Origin of the sequence: Fictibacillus sp. NPDC058756 (assembly GCF_042746035.1) — a bacterium.
Classification (GTDB): Bacteria; Bacillota; Bacilli; order Bacillales; family Fictibacillaceae; genus Fictibacillus.
This window is the reverse complement of record NZ_JBHYPU010000001.1, coordinates 1,953,483-1,973,839: the sequence shown is the minus strand read 5'-3', so window position 1 is coordinate 1,973,839 and position 20,357 is coordinate 1,953,483. Positions and strand designations below refer to the sequence as shown.

17 protein-coding genes are annotated in these 20,357 nt (G+C 38.1%); 15 read left to right on the top strand and 2 right to left on the bottom strand.

The features are described from left to right. The first annotated feature begins 187 nt into the window (after positions 1–187). From spoVS to hfq, 12 genes are all read left to right on the top strand, one after another. Positions 188–448 carry a stage V sporulation protein SpoVS gene (gene spoVS / locus ACFW35_RS09900; protein WP_010193268.1) on the top strand — a complete coding sequence of 87 codons (261 nt, stop codon included), beginning with the start codon at positions 188–190 and terminating at the stop codon, positions 446–448. A gap of 355 nt (positions 449–803) precedes the next feature. Then, positions 804–2,546 (top strand): 2-oxoacid:acceptor oxidoreductase subunit alpha, encoded by a 1,743-nt coding sequence (locus ACFW35_RS09895; RefSeq protein ID WP_379845439.1) that lies wholly within the window; start codon positions 804–806, stop codon positions 2,544–2,546. A gap of 1 nt (position 2,547) precedes the next feature. Beyond that, positions 2,548–3,414: a 2-oxoacid:ferredoxin oxidoreductase subunit beta gene (locus ACFW35_RS09890; RefSeq protein ID WP_066289611.1), complete on the top strand. Its 867-nt coding sequence runs from the start codon at positions 2,548–2,550 to the stop codon at positions 3,412–3,414. Positions 3,415–3,760: 346 nt separating this feature from the next. Next, positions 3,761–4,801 carry an L-threonine 3-dehydrogenase gene (gene tdh / locus ACFW35_RS09885; protein ID WP_379833912.1) on the top strand — a complete coding sequence of 347 codons (1,041 nt, stop codon included), beginning with the start codon at positions 3,761–3,763 and terminating at the stop codon, positions 4,799–4,801. Between the two features lie 17 nt (positions 4,802–4,818). Continuing rightward, positions 4,819–5,994 carry a glycine C-acetyltransferase gene (locus ACFW35_RS09880; RefSeq protein ID WP_066289615.1) on the top strand — a complete coding sequence of 392 codons (1,176 nt, stop codon included), beginning with the start codon at positions 4,819–4,821 and terminating at the stop codon, positions 5,992–5,994. Positions 5,995–6,487: 493 nt separating this feature from the next. Next, a complete protein-coding gene (gene miaB / locus ACFW35_RS09875) occupies positions 6,488–8,002 on the top strand; it encodes a tRNA (N6-isopentenyl adenosine(37)-C2)-methylthiotransferase MiaB (protein ID WP_379845437.1) in 1,515 nt (504 codons plus the stop codon). Then, positions 8,002–8,436, top strand: a complete 435-nt coding sequence (locus ACFW35_RS09870; protein ID WP_066289618.1) for a RicAFT regulatory complex protein RicA family protein — start codon at positions 8,002–8,004, stop codon at positions 8,434–8,436. Before miaB ends, ACFW35_RS09870 begins: the two co-directional genes overlap by 1 nt. A 590-nt stretch (positions 8,437–9,026) precedes the next feature. Further along, on the top strand, positions 9,027–9,599 hold the full coding sequence (cotE, locus tag ACFW35_RS09865; protein ID WP_379833916.1) for an outer spore coat protein CotE: 573 nt from the start codon (positions 9,027–9,029) through the stop codon (positions 9,597–9,599). A 109-nt stretch (positions 9,600–9,708) separates the two neighbouring features. Further along, a complete protein-coding gene (gene mutS, locus ACFW35_RS09860) occupies positions 9,709–12,300 on the top strand; it encodes a DNA mismatch repair protein MutS (RefSeq protein WP_379845435.1) in 2,592 nt (863 codons plus the stop codon). A gap of 17 nt (positions 12,301–12,317) precedes the next feature. Then, positions 12,318–14,177: a DNA mismatch repair endonuclease MutL gene (gene mutL / locus ACFW35_RS09855; RefSeq protein ID WP_379845433.1), complete on the top strand. Its 1,860-nt coding sequence runs from the start codon at positions 12,318–12,320 to the stop codon at positions 14,175–14,177. A gap of 9 nt (positions 14,178–14,186) precedes the next feature. Next, complete coding sequence (gene miaA / locus ACFW35_RS09850; RefSeq protein WP_379845431.1) at positions 14,187–15,137, top strand: tRNA (adenosine(37)-N6)-dimethylallyltransferase MiaA; 951 nt, start codon at positions 14,187–14,189, stop codon at positions 15,135–15,137. A gap of 31 nt (positions 15,138–15,168) precedes the next feature. Then, positions 15,169–15,405: an RNA chaperone Hfq gene (hfq, locus tag ACFW35_RS09845; RefSeq protein WP_379845429.1), complete on the top strand. Its 237-nt coding sequence runs from the start codon at positions 15,169–15,171 to the stop codon at positions 15,403–15,405. Between the two features lie 29 nt (positions 15,406–15,434). Here the strand turns inward: hfq and ACFW35_RS09840 are convergent, their stop codons facing one another. Further along, complete coding sequence (locus ACFW35_RS09840) at positions 15,435–16,409, bottom strand: tyrosine-type recombinase/integrase (protein WP_379845427.1); 975 nt, start codon at positions 16,407–16,409, stop codon at positions 15,435–15,437. 101 nt (positions 16,410–16,510) lie between these two features. On the opposite strand from ACFW35_RS09840, the gene ACFW35_RS09835 reads away from it, so the two are divergent. Continuing rightward, the gene (locus ACFW35_RS09835) at positions 16,511–17,089 is read left to right on the top strand and encodes a YhcN/YlaJ family sporulation lipoprotein (RefSeq protein ID WP_379845425.1); all 579 of its coding nucleotides are present in this window, start codon (positions 16,511–16,513) and stop codon (positions 17,087–17,089) included. A 120-nt stretch (positions 17,090–17,209) separates the two neighbouring features. Here the strand turns inward: ACFW35_RS09835 and ACFW35_RS09830 are convergent, their stop codons facing one another. Next, positions 17,210–17,833 carry a YitT family protein gene (locus tag ACFW35_RS09830; RefSeq protein ID WP_379845423.1) on the bottom strand — a complete coding sequence of 208 codons (624 nt, stop codon included), beginning with the start codon at positions 17,831–17,833 and terminating at the stop codon, positions 17,210–17,212. Between the two features lie 281 nt (positions 17,834–18,114). Here ACFW35_RS09830 and spoVK point away from each other — a divergent pair, with 281 nt between their 5' ends. After that, positions 18,115–19,065 (top strand): stage V sporulation protein K, encoded by a 951-nt coding sequence (gene spoVK / locus ACFW35_RS09825; RefSeq protein WP_379845421.1) that lies wholly within the window; start codon positions 18,115–18,117, stop codon positions 19,063–19,065. Between the two features lie 34 nt (positions 19,066–19,099). Next, positions 19,100–20,356, top strand: coding sequence for a GTPase HflX (hflX, locus tag ACFW35_RS09820; RefSeq protein ID WP_379845419.1), 1,257 nt, complete (start codon positions 19,100–19,102; stop codon positions 20,354–20,356). Position 20,357 lies beyond the last annotated feature (1 nt).

Here is a 20,357-nt window from a genome sequence, read left to right as displayed (position 1 = left end):
TTTCAGAAATCAATAAGGTTTGAACTGCCAATGTTAAGGGAAACAGATAACCGGGGTTTATTCAGAAGGTCAACTCAGCAGAACAAATAATATATAAAGATTCCGGGAAATTTGTTACTGCAGGAATACAAGCCTTGATCAATGAATATAGTAGAACAGGTATCTATCCTGAAGGAGGTTCAAAACAATGGAAATATTAAAAGTTTCAGCAAAATCCAACCCCAATTCTGTAGCTGGTGCACTTGCAGGTGTTCTCCGTGAAAGAGGAGGCGCTGAAATACAGGCGATCGGTGCAGGTGCATTAAATCAAGCTGTAAAAGCCGTAGCGATTGCAAGAGGATTTGTAGCACCGAGCGGAGTAGACCTCATTTGTATACCAGCATTTACAGATATCTTAATTGATGGGGAAGAAAGAACGGCAATTAAATTAATAGTGGAACCGCGATAATGAAGAAATGAAAAAACCTGTTTACTTAAAAATAAGTAAGCAGGTTTTTTGTGGTTTTAATACTTTTACAGGGGCTGTTTATGGAGGAATTTAAAGAAATATACTAGAATTGATTAGTACAAGAACTGTATTGGTCACAATAATACTGCAGATCTTACATGTTTTGCCTGTTTTTGAAATAGTTTGAATAATTTCGGCCGAATACTTGCATTTTTATTAAGTTAAGTCTAGAATTGTAGACGTTTAGTACATATTTTATTTAACGAATCAAAACGTTGAAATCACCATGAATGCAATAAACAAAACTAAGTAATTTCTCAAAATTAACGTTTGGGTTACTGAAAGGGTGGAGTACATGATTGATCAACTTTCCTGGAAAGTTGGCGGACAGCAGGGTGAAGGTATCGATAGTACAGGTGAGATTTTTGCGATGGCTCTTAATCGCCTTGGCTATTATCTCTATAGCTATCGACACTTTTCTTCAAGAATTAAAGGCGGTCATACCAACAATAAAATTCGTGTAAGCACAAGTGAAACCCGTTCTATTTCTGATGATCTTGATATTTTAATAGCATTTGATCAAGAGACGATTGATGTGAATGTACATGAGCTTCGCGATGGCGGAGTTGTAATAGGAGATTCTAAATTTAATCCTACTGTACCAGAAGATCTGAATGTCAGATTGTATGCGGTTCCATTTACTGAGATTGCAAGTGAACTTGGAACTTCTCTCATGAAGAACATGGTGGCGATCGGCGCAACGAGTGCTGTATTAGGTCTGCCTGTTGAAAGCTACTTGGAAGTAGTTGAGGAGATTTTCTCCCGTAAAGGTGTAAAAGTAGTAGAAAAGAACATGGAAGCCATTCAAAAAGGTGCAGATCATTTTAATGAATTATCAGGCGGCCAGATTGATGGTTTCCAATTAAATAAAGCAGACGGCAAAAAGAGAATGTTCATGATTGGAAACGATGCAATCGCATTAGGTTTTGTTGCGGGCGGGGTTCGTTTTATGGCAGCGTATCCTATCACGCCTGCTTCAGAGATTATGGAGTACTTAATCAAAAAACTGCCTGAATTTGGCGGAACAGTTATTCAGACAGAAGATGAGATCGCTGCATGTACGATGGCAATTGGTGCAAACTATGCTGGAGTCAGAACGATCACTTCATCTGCAGGTCCTGGACTTTCATTAATGATGGAAGCACTTGGTCTGTCTGGAATGACTGAAGTACCTTTAGTAGTAGTTGATACACAGCGCGGAGGGCCGTCTACAGGACTTCCGACAAAACAAGAACAATCTGATTTAATGGCAATGATTTACGGTACACATGGTGAAATTCCAAAGGTAGTTATCGCGCCAAGTACTGTTGAAGAGGCATTTTATGATGCCGTAGAAGCATTAAATATTGCAGAAGAATACCAATGCCCAGTAATTTTACTGACGGATCTTCAGCTTTCACTTGGAAAACAATCTGTTGAACCATTAGATTACAGCCGTGTGGAAATTCGCCGCGGTAAACTTGACACAAATCAGGAACTGCCTGAAACTGATGATAAAGACGGATACTTTAAACGATATGAAGTTACTGAAGATGGTATCTCGCCTCGTGTAATTCCTGGTATGAAAAACGGTATTCACCATGTTACAGGTGTAGAACATGATGAAACTGGAAAACCGTCAGAAGTAGCAGCTAACCGTCAAAAGCAGATGGATAAGCGTCTGCGCAAATTAAAGAACCTTAATTTCAATGTTCCTGTAGTAAAGCAGGGACAACACGCGGAAGCAGATATTCTTCTTGTAGGCTTTAATTCTACTAGAGGTGTTATTGAAGAAGCGATGCCGCGTCTGGAAGCTGACGGGTTTAAAGTAAATCATGCGCACATTCGCTTGATTCATCCATTCCCGGCTGATGAGATGAAACCGTTAATTGACGCTGCGAAAACAGTAATCGTTGTTGAAAATAACGCAACGGGACAATTAGCTAGCATCTTGAAAATGAATGTTGGGCAGCATGAAAAAATTAAGAGTTTATTAAAATATGATGGAAATCCTTTCTTGCCATCTGAAGTTTTCATGAAATGCAAGGAGCTGGTTTAATATGGCTACATTCAAAGATTTTCGTAACAGTATCAAACCTAACTGGTGTCCGGGTTGTGGAGATTTTTCTGTACAGGCAGCTATTCAAAGAGCAGCAGCAAATGTCGGTTTAGAACCTGATAATCTTGCTGTTGTATCTGGAATTGGTTGTTCTGGGCGAATTTCTGGATATATTAAGTCCTATGGTTTCCATGGAATACATGGACGTTCACTGCCGATTGCACAAGGTGTAAAGATGGCAAACCGCGATTTAACTGTAATTGCTTCTGGCGGGGACGGTGACGGATTTGCGATTGGTATGGGTCACACGGTCCATGCGATCAGAAGAAATATTGATATCACATACATCGTAATGGATAACCAGATTTATGGCCTGACGAAAGGACAGACATCTCCGCGTTCCGATGTTGGTTTTAAGACAAAAAGTACGCCAGAAGGTTCTGTAGAATCGGCTATTGGCATTATGGAGCTTGCTTTAACTGCAGGCGCTACATTTGTTGCTCAAAGTTTCTCAACAGATTTGAAAGAACTTACTTCTATTATTGAAGCCGGTATTAATCACAAAGGATTCTCTTTGATCAACGTGTTTTCGCCTTGCGTTACATACAATAAGGTAAACACATATGACTGGTTCAAAGAGCACTTGGTTCCGTTAAGCTCAATTGAAAACTATGACTCTTCAAATCGCATGATGGCTATGCAAACATTGATGGAGAATAAAGGTCTAGTAAAAGGGATTATTTATCAGGATAAAGTGAAGCCTTCTTATCAGGATCTTGCCCATGGTTACAGTAAAGAAGCTCTTGCAAAAATGGATTTGAACCTGTCAGAGGAAAAATTCAATCAGCTAATGACAGAATTTATGTAATTCATAGCCTCCTCCTATTTTTAGGAGGAGGTTTTTTAATTAATTTAGGCACATCTTTAAAAGATTGCTGATTTTGAGTATTTTTTACAGGATGAGACGCTGCAGGTTTGATTCGCCTAGCGGGCTCACCGCGAGTCCCGCGGAAAGCGAGCATCCTTGAACGGAAATCAACAACTTCCAATAGCAACAATGTGTACGAAAACAGCCTTATATAAAATTTTTTTCTAAATTTTTTTGGGTATCTGCGTATGTCCATCTGACATGAACACTGCTCTTTACCTCACTATTTTTAAAATGTACAATGATGTTGGATATGATATTTGATGTTTAGTGAGGAGTGTTCAGTTTGGAAGGAAAAATGAAAGCAATTGTTAAGCATCATGCGGGATACGGTGCTAGATTAGAAACAGTAGATATACCACAAATAAAGGAAGATGAAGTATTAATTAAAGTAAAAGCAACTTCGATCTGTGGAACGGATGTCCATATATACACATGGGATGAATGGTCTCAAAGTCGTGTGAAAACACCTTATGTGTTCGGACATGAGTTTTCAGGAGTCGTTGAAAAAGTAGGAAGTTCAGTAAAAAATGTTAAAGCTGGTGATCATGTTTCAGCAGAAACTCATATTGTTTGCCATTCTTGTCCACAATGTTTAAAAGGACAGTTCCATATCTGTAAGAACACTAAAATTATCGGTGTTGATACTCACGGCTGTTTTGCTGAATATGTTGCGATGCCTGCAGAAAACATCTGGAAGAATGATCCTGATATGCCATTCGAACATGGTTCTATTCAAGAACCGATGGGAAATGCAGTTCATACTGTTTTAGCTGGTGATGTAGCAGGAAAAACAGTTGCAGTCATCGGCTGCGGTCCGATAGGCATCATGGCGGTTAACGTAGCTAAAGCTGCAGGAGCAAGCCAGGTAATAGCACTGGACCTTAATGAATACCGTCTTGATTTAGCAAAAAAAATTGGAGCTACAGCTGTTATTAATCCAAAGGATGAAGATCCAGTGAAAAAAGTGATGGAGCTTACAGACGGGAATGGTGTAGATGTTGTCTGCGAGATGAGCGGGCATCCAGTAGCTATCGACCAAGGGTTTAAAATGATTACGAACGGCGGTCGTGTATCTATTTTAAGTTTGCCTGTTAAGCCTGTTGAAATTGACCTTACAAATGATGTTGTCTTTAAAGGCGTTACAGTACAAGGGATCACTGGCAGAAAGATGTATGAAACGTGGCAGCAGGTTTCTGGACTTTTACAGTCTGGAAACATGCATCCTGAGACAATCATCACCCACACTCTTCCAATGGAGCAGTTTGAGGAAGGTTTTGATTTAATGATAAAAGGCAATTGCGGAAAAGTAGTTCTAATTCCTTAGAAAGGGGCTTGATCGTGATGAAAGGTTTTGAATATTTACAAGAAGAATTAGACCATATGAAAGAAGAGGGGACGTTTAGGAAGCTCGTACCTCTTGAATCAGAACAAGGTTCTAAAGTTGTTATCAATGGCAAGGAAGTAATTCAGCTTTCTTCAAACAACTATTTAGGATTAACAAGTCATCCAAAAATGAAGCAAGCAGCGTTAGAATCGGTAGAAAAGTTTGGTGTTGGAACAGGTTCTGTTCGTACTATTGCAGGAACACTTTCTATGCACGAAGAGTTTGAAAAAAAGCTTGCTGAATTTAAACATACAGAAGCATGTCTTGTATTCCAATCTGGCTTTTCAACAAACCAAGGAATCCTTTCAGCAATCCTGACCGATCAGGATGTCGTTATTTCAGATGAACTGAACCATGCATCAATAATAGATGGAATCCGTTTAACAAAAGCAAAAAGAAGAATCTATAAGCATGTAGATTTAGAAGATTTGGAAGCTGCGTTAAAAGAAACACAGGATTATAGAAAAAGAATCGTGGTAACAGATGGTGTATTCTCAATGGACGGCAATATCGCACCACTCCCTGGAATCGTAGAACTTGCTGAAAAGTACGATGCACTAGTGATGGTTGACGACGCACATGCAAGCGGAGTTTTAGGAACTAATGGACGCGGGACGATTGATCACTTCAATTTAAACGGCCGCGTACATATCCAAGTCGGTACATTAAGTAAAGCTATTGGTGTTCTTGGGGGGTATATTGCAAGTACACAAACATTAAGAGACTACTTGATCCATAAGGGACGTCCTTTCCTTTTCAGTACATCTCATCCGCCTGCAGTTATCGCTGCAAGTTCTGCTGCTATTGATGTTTTAGAAGAAGAACCAGAACACATGGAACGTTTATGGGAAAATACGAAATTCTTTAAAGCGGGTCTTAAAGAACTTGGATTCAATACTGGTGTAAGTGAAACACCTATCACTCCTGTGCTTGTAGGTGATGATGCTCTAGCGCATAAGCTTTCAGATACATTGTTAAAGTATGGTGTATTCGCGCAAGGCATCGCATTCCCAACAGTTGCAAAAGGGAAAGCACGTGTAAGAACAATCGTAACCGCGCAGCATACTAAAGAAGAATTGCAAACTGCTCTTGACGCATTTGAAAAGGCTGGAAAAGAACTAGAAATTATTTAATGTAAAAGCTGTTTTTGTAAACAATGTTTTTTGAAGGTAGTTGATTTCCGTTCCAGGTCGCTCGCTTTCCACGTGGCGGGCGGTGAGCCTCCTCGCGCTTTGCGCCTTTAGGAGTCTCACCATCTGGGAAGTATATGTGCTCCTGCGTCTACACGCAAATCCTGACGAGGCCTGTTCCTCGTCGCATGCCTTGCAAGAGGATTATTCAGTTAGTTGGCACGCACCTTGCACTCCAATCAACTTATCAAAGAAGTGAAAAAAATATTCATAAGCAACATTTTTTAAAAAAGAGCCAATGCAAAAAAGAAGGAGAAATCCTTCTTTTTTGTTTGTACAAGCGATGCAGGTTACCGTAATATCGTTATGTAAACTAAAGGGATTTCACGTTTAAATAAAACCAATTATTTGATATAATGTTACAGTTAGATAAATGTTTTATTGAAAGATATAAGTTTAGCAATATGCAGCAAAGGCAGTTAGGAGTGAAAATGTCTTGGATACGAAAGACAATGAAACAATAAATAAAGATAAAAATAGAGACTACTCACAATATTTTCAAACTACTTATACTCCGCCTTCTTTAAAAGACGCAAAAAAGCGCGGTAAAGAGCAGACTCAAATTTTAAAAGATTTCACGATTCCTGAGAATTTAAAAAATATTGGTGTTGGGAAGAAGTTCTATATTCGTACTTACGGTTGCCAGATGAACGAACATGATACTGAGGTTATGGCTGGCATACTCAATGAGATGGGTTATGAAGTCACAGATTCTACAGAAGATGCAGATGTAATTTTATTAAATACATGTGCGATTCGTGAAAATGCTGAAAATAAAGTTTTCGGTGAACTCGGACATCTAAAACATACAAAAGCGAACAATCCAAACTTGCTTTTAGGTGTCTGCGGATGTATGTCTCAGGAAGAATCTGTTGTAAACCGAATACTATCAACTTATCCTCAAGTAGACATGATCTTTGGTACTCACAATATTCATCGTCTGCCTCAAATCATTGAAAATGCTTTATTTTCAAAAGAAATGGTCGTTGAGGTTTGGTCTAAAGAGGGTGACATTGTTGAAAACCTTCCAAGAAAACGCAAGGGCAATGTAAAAGGCTGGGTTAACATTATGTACGGCTGTGACAAGTTCTGTACGTATTGTATCGTTCCATATACACGCGGCAAGGAACGCAGCAGACATCCCCAGGATATTATCGAGGAAGTTAGACAGCTGGCGAGAGAAGGCTACAAGGAAGTTACATTGTTAGGTCAAAATGTAAATGCTTACGGTAAAGATTTCGAAGACTTAAACTTCGGTCTTGGAGATCTAATGGATGAGATCCGTAAGATTGATATCCCAAGACTGCGATTTACGACTAGTCATCCACGTGATTTTGATGACCGTTTGATCGAAGTGCTTGCTAAAGGCGGAAATATCGTCGATCACATCCATCTTCCTGTTCAGCACGGCAATAGTGATATCTTAAAATTAATGGCTCGTAAATATACACGTGAGCACTACCTTGAGCTTGTCGGTAAGATAAAGGCTGCTGTTCCAAATGCAGCATTAACGACAGATATTATTGTCGGATTCCCAAATGAAACAGACGAACAGTTTGAAGAAACGATTACCCTTGTAAAAGAAGTCGAGTACGATGCTGCGTATACGTTTATTTATTCGCCTCGAGAAGGTACTCCGGCTGCAAAAATGAAAGACAATGTGCCAATGGAGGTTAAACGTGAGCGTCTTCAGCGTTTGAACAGTGTTTTAAATGATATTTCACTTCGCAAAAACCAGGCTTACATTGGAAAAGTTGTAGAAGTGCTCGTTGAAGGAGAAAGCAAAAAAAATCCTGATGTGCTGACCGGTCACACTGGTTCAAATAAAGTAGTAAACTTTAAAGCTTCTAAACACTTGATCGGTGAAATTGTAAAAGTTAAGATTACTGACGCTAAAACATGGAACCTTGGCGGAGAATTGATCGTAGAAAAATCAGAGGTGGTAAGCTAATGACAACTTATACTAAAGAAGAAATTTTAGGAAAAGCGAAAGAACTTGCGAAAATGATCGCGACAACGGAAGAAGTGGAATTTTTCAAGAAAGCTGAGGCTCAAATCAACACGAATGCCAACGTTGCTAAATTAATGGGGCAAATTAAAAACATGCAAAAACAAGCTGTTAATCTTCAGCATTATCAAAAACATGAAGCTTCTAGAGAAGTAGAAGAAAAGATTGACGCACTTATGGCTGAACTTGACAGCATCCCTGTCGTTCAGGAATTTAAACAGTCGCAAAATGATGTGAATGATATTCTTCAAATGGTTTCACATACAATCTCAAACAAAGTTACAGATGAGATTATTGAATCTACAGGCGGAGATCTTCTTAAAGGAACGACAGGTTCTCAAGAAGGATGTTCACCTGGCGGCTGCGGCTGCCACTAATATATTTTATTTTTCAAGCTCTTTTCTAATAGTTTGCTGTTTTTGAATGTTTTTTGAAGACCCTTCGTTGAAAAGTTGATTGGAGCGCAAGGTGTGAGACTCCTAAGGGTGCAAAGCGCTGAAGAGGCTCACCGCACGCCCCGCGGAAAGCGAGCATCTGGAGCGGAAATCAATCCTTTCAAATAGCAACAAAGTTAACGGAAACAGCCTTTTTAAGACACGATGTTCTATAGAGCATCGTGTTTTTTGTTGTTTAGCACATTTTCTAGCTATTTAAAGGGATCAAGAAATACCTAATCGACCCTCAATCAGGTATTATGTGCCTTTAAAATATTTTATGAGCCTTCAACAACATTTATGGTCCTTCAAAAGTTTTATGGGCTTTTCGACAAACCCTAGCATCAGATTATTCTTCATTGAAACAAAAAGAATATATTAATTTCACGTACCGTACATCAAAAATATTTTTTGAACATTGTTCTAAGAAAGCCCATATACATAAACTAATTCCTGATTTTCATATTAATAAGCACAATAGGCATTTGCCCTGCATAAAATGTATTGAGAGCGGAAATAGGAGGGATTCAAGTATGGCTAGACACATTCAACAAGAGCTGACTTACAGAGAAATCATTACAAAAGCGGTGTGTGGTAAAGGCAGAAAGTTTTCTCAGGCGACTCATACGATTGCACCAGCTCATCGTCCCAGCAGTATTTTAGGATGCTGGATTATTAATCATGCTTATAAGCCGAAGAGAAACGGTGAATGTGTGGAAGTTGAAGGAAGCTATGATATTAACGTTTGGTACTCATACAATGATAATACTAGAACCGAAGTAGTAACTGAAACCATCCATTTTAAAGATAAAGTGGATTTGAGTGTAAGAGACAAAAACGCGCTTGGGAACCAGTATGAAGTAACTTGCCGTGCACTGCAGGAACCAAATACGCTTGAAGCAACTATTTCTCCAAACGGCAATAAAGTCATCGTTCAGGTAGAAAGAGAGTTTGTATGTGAGATCATTGGTGAGACAAAGGTTTGCGTTTACGTGAATCCAGATGGATTTGACGATGAGAACACAAGAGATTGGGAGTATGATGTAGAGGATGAAAACTTCGAAGATCTTGATCCCAACTTTCTGATTGGCGATTTAGAAGAATAACAAGGAGCGGGGAGAATTCTTCCCGTTTTTTTCATGCAGAGTAAACGAAATGAAATGAGGAGTTATGATATAATAGCAACATCGAAATGTTATGAAAAAAGGTGAAACCATGTCGCAATATACTCCAATGATGCAACAATACTTATCTATTAAGGCAGCTCATCAAGATGCCTTTTTATTTTTTCGTTTAGGCGATTTTTATGAAATGTTTTTTGATGATGCTGTTCAGGCAGCTCAAATTTTAGAGATTACATTAACGAGCAGAGATGGGGGCAGCCAGGATCGCATACCAATGTGCGGAGTGCCTTATCATTCTTCTGCAGGTTATATAAAAACACTGGTAGAAAGCGGCTATAAAGTAGCCATCTGTGAACAAGTAGAAGACCCTAAGCAAGCAGTAGGGGTTGTGAAGCGGGAAGTTATTCAGATCATAACGCCAGGAACGGTTATTGATGATCACTTATTGCAAGACAGAGAAAATAATTATCTAGTTTCAATTGAAAGAGAAAATGATTTATTTGCTTATATTCTTTGTGACCTATCTACTGGAGAATTAAAAGGCTATACGTATAGCGGTAATCAGCTATCATTCATTCAACTGCTCTTAAGTCACGGCGTTAAAGAAATCGTTGGAGATGAAGAGTTACATACTGATTGGAATGAAAAAATGTCTCTCAATGAACAGGCTTCGGTTTCCATTCAACAAGAGAATACCGTCGATGAAAAATTTCAGCATCTCACAAAAGATATCTCGCATCTTTCTTTATTGAAAGCAGCTGGCAGACTATTTCATTACTTAAACTATACACAGAAGCGTTCTTTTCAGCATCTAAAGCCGGTTGAATTTCAGCAGAATGACCTAAGAATGAAGCTGGACGCTTTCTCAAAAAGAAATCTAGAGCTTACTGAGTCAATTCGTGCAAAAGGCAAAAAAGGTTCGCTCCTTTGGTTGTTAGATTCTACTATGACTGCAATGGGAGCCAGAAAACTTAAACAATGGGTAGAAGAACCTCTTTTTGTGAAGAGGACCATCGAGAAACGTTTACAGCTTGTAGAAGAGCTCATTAATGAGTTTTTTATCCGTGAGGAAATGAAAGAACAGCTGAAGTCAGTATATGACATGGAACGGCTGATCGCTAAAATCTCTTATGGAAATGCTAGTCCAAGAGATCTGGTCCAGTTAAAAAGATCACTGTTAAGTGTTCCGGTTCTTAAAGAAAAAATAAGTCAAATTCCGGGTGAGTATGCGTCTGAAATCTATGAAAAAATGACGGATCATAAAGACCTGGCTCAATATTTGGATTCAGCTATACATGATGAAGCCCCTGTTCAAATTAAAGAAGGCGGAATCATTAAAAAAGGCTATAATGCAAAGCTTGATGAATATAAAGATGCGAGCATGAACGGGAAAGCTTGGATTGCTGCACTAGAACAGCAAGAAAAAACAGAGACCGGAATCAAATCTTTAAAAATAGGATTCAATAAAATATTCGGCTATTATATCGAAGTTACGAAATCTAACTTATCGATGGTACCCGCTGAACGTTATGAACGAAAACAGACTCTTGCAAACGCAGAAAGATATGTAACTCCCGAGCTTAAAGAAAAAGAGCGTATTATTTTAGAAGCTGAAGAGAAAATCTCAGGTCTTGAGTACACATTGTTCCTAGAAGTTAGAGAATATGTAAAGCAATATATACCTGGACTTCAACAGCTGGCTTCTGCGATTTCAGAACTGGACGTCATTCAATCATTTGCTGCGATCAGTGAACAGTATCGTTATGTAAGACCGTCCGTTTCAGAGGATGGAAAAGTAAACATTGTCGGAGGCCGTCACCCTGTTGTAGAAAAAGTAATGGATGCACAAGAATATGTTCCAAATGATATTTTCTTAAATAATGAAAGAAATATGCTTTTGATCACTGGACCTAACATGGCTGGTAAGAGTACGTATATGCGCCAGCTTGCTTTAACGGCCATTATGATGCAGATTGGCTGTTTTGTACCTGCAGAACAAGCTGAACTGCCAATGTTTGATCAGATCTTTACACGGATTGGTGCTGCTGATGATTTAGTCGGCGGACAAAGTACTTTTATGGTAGAAATGCTGGAAACAAACTTTGCACTTACGAGTGCGACAGAAAATAGTTTGATCCTGCTCGATGAAATCGGACGTGGAACTTCAACTTATGACGGAATGGCACTTGCACAGTCTATAATTGAATTTATCCACGAAAGAATTCAAGCGAAGACGCTTTTTTCTACCCATTATCATGAGCTGACTGTTCTTGAGAATTCGCTTCCATCCTTAAAGAATGTTTTTGTAAGTGCTGTAGAGGAAAATGGAAGTCTTGTATTTTTGCATAAAGTAATTGATGGACAAGCTGATAAAAGTTTCGGGATTCAAGTAGCAGAACTGGCAGATCTCCCACAGGATGTTATACAAAGAGCAAAAACAATCCTGCAGACTTATGAAAAACAGGAAAAGAATGAAGCGCTTCCTATCCAGGAAGTCTCTGCGGCAAAAGAAGAAGTGCAGGAAAGCCAGCTAAGTTTGTTTGCTGAAAAAAGCACTGTTTCCCGAAAAAGAGATTCAAAAGAAACTGACGTTTTAAAAGATTTGAAAGCATTGAATGTTCTTGAAATGACACCTCTTGAGGCGATGAATGCTTTATATAAACTGCAAACCAAACTGAAATAAATAGGAGGCTATAAACGATGGGCAAAATCATACAGCTAGATGAGCATTTATCGAACAAGATTGCAGCTGGAGAAGTAGTAGAACGCCCAGCCTCTGTTGTTAAAGAACTAGTTGAAAATTCAATTGATGCTAATGCTTCTAGAATCGAGATTGAAGTAGAAGAAGGTGGCTTGTCACTCATTCGTGTGCTGGACAATGGGGATGGTATTGAGGCTGACGACTGTGTCCTTGCCTTTAATCGTCATGCTACAAGCAAGATTAAGAGTGAACAAGACCTTATACAGATTCGTACGATGGGTTTTCGCGGAGAAGCGCTGCCCAGTATTTCTTCCGTCTCTCAAGTTGAGTTGAAATCTTCTACAGGTGATGGACCTGGTACTTATTTGTTTATCGAAAACGGTAAAATTAAAAAACAGCAGCAAACAAATAGCAGAAAAGGTACAGACCTGACAGTGCGCAATTTGTTTTATAACACACCTGCTCGTCTTAAACATGTAAAAACGATTCAAACGGAACTAGGAACGATTACCGATTTAGTCAACAGGCTTGCATTGGCAAACCCAGATGTTTCATTTCGGTTAAAGCATAACGGAAAAGAATTGCTGCATACATCCGGCAATGGAAACTTGCTGCAGATTATTGCAGCCGTTTATGGTATTCAGACAGCAAAGAATATGCTGCCGGTCTCCTGCACATCTCTTGACTATGAAGTAACAGGTTATATAGCCAAACCGGAGATGAACAGAGCATCCAGACAATATATCTCCCTGTTTATGAACGGCAGATATATTAAGAACTATGCTCTTTCAAAAGCAATTCATAATGCTTATCATACTTTCTTGCCGATTGGGCGATTTCCGATTGCAGTTCTTTCCGTTAAGATGGACCCAACAATTATAGATGTAAACGTCCATCCTTCAAAACATGAAGCAAGGCTAAGTAAAGAAACAGAACTAGTCCAATTAGTCGAAAATGAATTAAGAAAAGTAATAAAAGCTCAGCAGCTCATTCCCGAAGTTAATTTTCAGAAGAAAGAACAGAGACAGAAAGAAACAGATATACAATCTTCTTTTTCGTTTGAATACTCTCAAAAGAAACAAGAGAAAGAGCCTTATCGAGTACCTGAACCTGTGGAACTTGAAACTTCCAATCATTCAAAATCAACAGTAAGCATTCAAGAAACAGTTCCAGTAAATGAAATGATGGATTCATTTTTAGATAGAAAGAAAAATTACAATGAAACAGTTTTCGAAAAGAAAGAAGAAAGCACCGAAGACACAGAATCTTACCAAGAGAAGATACCTGTTCTTTATCCGATCGGCCAGATGCACGGGACATATATACTTGCACAAAATGAAAATGGATTATATTTAATTGATCAGCATGCTGCGCAAGAAAGAATTAAGTACGAATATTTCAGGAAAAAAGTAGGGATGGTTGAACGCGAATTACAGCTGTTAACGGTTCCTTACACATTTGAATACACAACACATGAAGCTGTATTTATTAGCGATCATCTGGATTTTTTAAGGCTAGTGGGGCTCTTTCTTGAGCCATTTGGACAAAATACCTTTATTGTTAGAGAACATCCGCAATGGTTTCCAAAAGGGTATGAAAAAGAAACCATCATGGATATTATTCAGCAGGTATTAGATCATAGAAAGATTGATATAGAAAAATTAAGAGAAGAAGCTGCCATCATGATGTCATGTAAAGGATCGATAAAAGCAAACCATCATTTAAGAAACGATGAAATATTTGCGTTGCTGGAGACTTTGCGAAAATCTGAAGATCCATATACATGCCCTCATGGGAGACCGATAACAATTCATCTATCAACTTATGAACTCGAGAAAATGTTCAAGCGGGTCATGTAGGAGCTAACCATGAAAGAAAAATTAGTAGTTATAGTAGGTCCAACTGCTGTTGGAAAAACGAAAACAAGCATCGAACTCGCTAAGGCAATCAATGGTGAAATTATCAGCGGTGATTCTATGCAGGTTTACCGCGGATTAGATATTGGAACGGCGAAAATTACAGATGATGAAAAAGAAGGCATCCCTCATTACATGATTGATATCAAAGATCCTTCTGAGCCATTTTCTGTTGCTGAATTTCAAGAAAAAGCAAAAGAATATATCAGTGATATTAATAGTAGGGGGAAGATTCCCGTCATTGTCGGAGGTACTGGCCTCTATATCCGTTCGGTGACACATCATTATGAGTTTTCAGAAGCGAACAAAAACAGCGAGATCAGGGATAAACTTCAAAAAAAAGCTGATGTTGAAGGTGCAGAGGCACTTCATTTAGAACTAATGTCAATAGATCCTGTAAGGGCAGCTGAAATCCACCCTAATAATGTGCACCGAGTTATTAGGGCTCTAGAAATATATTATGAAACCGGCAGCATACCCTCAAAGGAACAAAAAAATATGCAAGGCAAAGATGAATCATCTTATAACCTAGCATTAGTAGGTTTAACAATGGAACGGGAAAAGTTATATCAGCGCATTAATGAACGTGTAGATTTGATGGTTAAGTCAGGTGTTATTGAAGAAGCGAAGTGGTTATTACAGCAGGATATCTCCAATAGTCTAGCAGCAAAAGCGATCGGTTACAAAGAGCTTTTTCCTTATTTAATGGGTGAAAACACATTAGATGAAGCTATAGATCTTTTAAAACGAAATTCAAGAAGGTATGCTAAAAGACAGTTTACATGGTTCAATAATCAGATGGATGTTAAGTGGTTTTCCATGGATGAGTCCTCATTTGAGAAAAAATTTAAAGAAATTCGTCACTTTGTGGAAGGGAAATTAGATATTTCCGAGAATGTATAAAGGTAATGCCCAAAGAGGAGGATCTGTTCACATGAAGCAATCTATCAATTTACAGGATCATTACTTAAACCAATTACGGCGCGAAAACATTTATGTGACCGTATATTTGCTGAATGGCTTTCAGCTCAAAGGTTTAGTAAAGGGGTTTGACAACTTTACGGTTGTACTTGAGGCAGAAGGGAAACAGCACCTCATATATAAGCATGCCCTTTCAACGTTCACCCCGCATCGAAATGTCGATTTATCTTCTGCAAATATGAATGAATAAAAAATACTCCCTGAGAACCTGCTGAGGTTCTAGGGAGTTTTTATTTGTTTAATAAAGTTATCATATCTTTGTATAGTGAGATGTGATTTTAAACCGAACCAAGACTGAACTTCGTCGTCTGTTTTACCTGAAGCTACATAATTTAATATTGCAGTCCTTCGCAGGTGTTGTGAGCTTATACCTTGTCTGATACCAGATCGTCTGATTTCCTGTCTTAACATTTTCTGAATGGCTATTACAGTTAAGGGTTTTGGTTCATAAATTGAATAATCAAAACGATAAGTACCTCTTTGATAATCAAATGCGATAAAAAAACGGTCAGAAGAATAATTATTTGGTCTGATTGCGGCAGGTATGTCTTCTTTGTATGTATATAATAGTTGTTGGGTGAAATCAGTAAGAGGCAAGTGTCTGATTTCTGCAGTATTTATAACCGTTAACTGCTGCCTAGTAAAATTAACGTGTTTCATTTCAATATTCGTCAATTCTTGTAGAGTTAATCCGTAATGATAAAGCAGTGATAGAATTGCTTCATTTCTTTTGATGAGTAAGTGTCTGTATTTTTGCTGTTTTTCTGTGAGACCATCAAAAGATGAGAGGGTTTCAAACAGCTGCTGAAATTCTTCCTCCGTAATAAAATCTTCTTCTTGAAATTGATTATCTTCCTTTAAATCTTTTTCAATGTCTGTAAAGGGGTTTTCCTGGATAAGTCTTTGTGATTGAAGAAATTGAAAGAGACTTTTTATTACGGTAAATACTCGTTTACTGGTTGCAGTGCTATATTCTCTCTGTTCAGAGAGAAATAAAAAATATTCTTTTAATTGATCAGAAGTCAAATTTTGAATCACAGGTGTATGATCACTGTTTTTGATCACTCTAAGCCAGGCGAAAAAGTCCTGCAGATCATAATAATACCGTTTGATCGTACTTTTTTTCCTGCCTTTATTTTGCAGATGTGAGATAAATGAATTGGCATATTCGGGTAAGTGTGGGTACTCTTCCATAATTGCCTCCTATAACCTCTTTTTCCCATTATATCAAAGGCAATATTTTTTGCATATTTAACATGCGTCCTAACAAAACTATTTAAAAAAGGATGATGAATATGCGAAAATTGTCAGTAGTTTTTATGTGTTTACTCTTTATTCTTAGTGCGTGTTCCGGAAAGAGCGGGTCAGGGGATGAGACACTGGATACGAAACAGGTGAAATACGATACTTCAGAGCGTAAACCGAATTCTCAAATTGATTCACCGCGTGTGGCAGAACATAGTGAAGAAGTACATCAATCAAAAGATTTAGTACAGCTTGCTGAAAAAGTAAACGGGGTTGAAAAAGCATATGTGATCGTCAGTGGCACTTATACGCTGGTAGGAATTGTTTCTTCGGAACCAGTTGCGAAAGGTGAAGAAAATGATGCTTTGCGGAAAGAAGTCTATAGTGTGTTAAAAGGAAACGCACATGGCAGGAATGCAGCGATTACGACTGATCCAGATAAAATTGAAAAAATAAAAGAATTAGGTAATAAAGCAAACCTAAGTAAAAAAGAAAGTCAAAGCGGTGTATATAACGAGCTCGGCATATTAATCGGAAAGATTAAACCGCTTAAAGGACATATGAAATCCACTAGGAGGCAGGAAATGCATGAAGAAATAGACCATAGCCGGGATGATTTATACGAGTAAGAAATTCATTATTTCCTAAGGAAGCGCATAAACAGACATTTTTAGACAGAATCAATTAACATAAGATACATTATGTTGCTTATAGGGCAAAAAAAGCATTCTCCATACGAGGAGAATGCTTTAATTATTTCTGACAGCTTCTGTTTTACGAGGGACATAAACAGAAGTTGAAGTTTTTGTTGTGCCTTTTAATTTTCCTGTTAGAAAAGAAGCGATTGTAATGGCAATGATCGAGATGAGAGCATTCTTAAAGCCAAACATGACCACAGCAGATGAAACAATAATAAAATCAGTTACAAAAAGTGATACACCTCGGTTGATATCCGACTTTTGTTCAAGGTATAAAGCGAGTATGTGTATTCCTCCGAGAGAAGCACCTGAATTTAGAACAAAACTTACCCCGAGACCAATCAGAATTCCAGCTATCACAGCAGCAATTACTGGAGAAATCGTTGGAAAATGAACAAAATCCATTAGATCTGATATAACAGATATGAGTAAAATACATAAAAAAGTTGATAGTGAAAAAGTCCATCCAAGCTTTTTTATAGAGAGAATAAAAAAAGGGAGATTTACAATTAAAAAAAGAATTCCCCACGACCATTCAGTCATAAAAGTGCCAAATGTTGCAACACCAGCTGTTCCTCCGAATGTCAGTGAATGTACAGTTAACAGCTTAATTCCTGCAGCAGTTAAAAATAATCCTAAAATAATCAATATACTTTTATAAAATTTAGATTCCAACATCATTCCTACTTCCGATTTAACAATTAGCTTGATATTTCATTATTTAACATATCACGGAAATCTTGCATACTTGAGTATTTTTATTCGTCTGAAAATAGAAAACGTTTACAATTTATTAATATTTATTCATCAATAAAAAACAAGGCTTGTCATTGTGGTAGACAATGTCGCTTTGTCATAAATTGATAACAGTGGATAAATAAACGATATAGGCATTTGTCACAGGTATTATCTAACAAGCATATAATGATTTGACTGGTAAAGAGAGGTGGTACCGCTTGAACGAACCTATCGCGATAAAAAAACAGCGGCAGATCAACATTGTATTAAACCAGGGAAATGAGAAAATCAAAGCAGATGATGCCATAACTTTGGCAGGAAAAGATAAAGCGAAAGAGCAGCATCTCCCATTATTAAAAATTGAACAAGATCTTAACAGGCTTGTTGGTATGGAAGATTTAAAACATCATGTCAAGGAAATTTACGCCTGGCTTCATATTAATAAATGCCGGCAGGAAATGGGGATGAAGGCAGAAAAGCAGGCCCTTCATATGTTATTCAAAGGAAATCCAGGTACTGGAAAAACTACAGTAGCAAGAAAACTGGGTACACTTTTTCATGAGATGAAAGTACTATCAAAAGGCCACCTAATTGAAGCCGAAAGAGCGGATCTCGTAGGTGAATACATCGGTCATACCGCTCAAAAAACAAGAGAATTACTGAAAAAAGCAAATGGAGGAATTCTATTCATTGATGAGGCCTATTCTTTGGGCAGGGGTGGAGAAAAGGACTTTGGAAAAGAAGCAATTGATACACTGGTAAAAGCGATGGAAGATCAGCAGCATGAATTTATATTGATTTTAGCTGGCTACCCGAAAGAAATGGAACGGTTTTTAAAACTAAATCCAGGTCTTCCTTCAAGGTTTCCTGTTGTTATTTCTTTTCCTGATTATTCGGTGGATGAACTAATGGAAATATCCAAAAGGATGCTTACCGAAAGAGAATATGTATTAACAAGAGACTGTGAGTGGAAACTAAAAACACATATTGAACGAGTCAGAAACTCAGGAAATGGCTCTTTCTCAAACGGAAGATACATTCGAAATATGATTGAAAAAGCTGTAAGAAGACAATCAGTTAGGCTTCTGAATGATGCAAGGCAAGATAAAAAAGCATTGATGACAATTCAAAGTGATGACCTTGTGTTAGAAGAACGTGATTTGATATGATGGAAGGAGACTATGGAAAGCAGGGATCGCGAATTTGAACAGACAAAAAGATTCAGTTCAGGAAAAAGCGATTCTCGTCGGCTGTCAGCTTCCACGGCAGAACGACGAGCGTTTTTTTTATTCAATGGAAGAATTAAAGTCGCTGACTAAAACAGCGAATGGAACAGTTTGCGCAGAGGTTTCTCAAAAAAGAGACAGGTATGATTCTGCTACTTTTATAGGTAAAGGAAAAGTTGAAGAATTGATTACCCTTGAAGAAGAACTTGAAGCGGAACTTATTATATTTAACAGTGAACTGTCACCGTCACAAGTACGTAACCTTTCAAAACATTTTCAAGCAAGAATTATAGACAGGACACAGCTGATTCTTGATATATTTGCACAGCGTGCCAAAACACGAGAAGGAAAGCTTCAGGTTGAACTTGCGCAACTGGAATATCTTTTGCCGAGGCTTTCTGGCATAGGTGCAAGCCTTTCAAGACTTGGCGGTGGAATTGGGACAAGAGGTCCTGGTGAAACAAAACTTGAAAAAGACCGGCGTCATATAAGACTTCGTATTCATGAATTAAAACAGCAGCTAAACCAAGTGGTAAGCCATAGAGAAAGATATAGAGAACGGCGCAAACACCAAGGAGCCTTTCAAGCAGCACTAGTCGGCTACACGAATGCGGGAAAATCAACGATATTCAATAAGCTGACTGAAGCTGACAGTTATGAAGAAGATCAGCTTTTTGCGACGTTAGATCCTTTAACAAGAAAAGTGAAACTGATAAGCGGTTTTCAAATGCTGCTGACAGATACAGTAGGCTTTATTCAGGATCTTCCTACTTCATTAATAGCCGCCTTTCGATCTACCTTAGAAGAAGCTGCTGAGGCAGATCTGCTTATTCACGTTATCGACGGATCAAGTGAAGACCGCAATCAGCATGAAAAAACAGTTAAACGGATATTGAGTGATCTGAAAGCTAGCCACATCCCAATGTTAACGATATACAATAAAAAAGATCAGTTTGCAGCAGACTTTTTACCAGAAAGTCCGTCTATTTCTATTTCAGCTTTAGCCGAACAAGATATTACAAAGTTAAAAGAAACAATTGAAAAAGAAGTAACTAAACAGCTTACCTATTATCAAATCAGCGTGCCTGCACACGATGGCAAACAGCTTGCAAGACTTCGGTCCGAAACGATCTTAATCAAACAGGAGTTTGATAAAGAAAAGCTGGTTTATGATTGCAGGGGATATGCCCTCTCATCAACTTCTATCGAGTCAATCAGCAATAAAGGAGAATAGC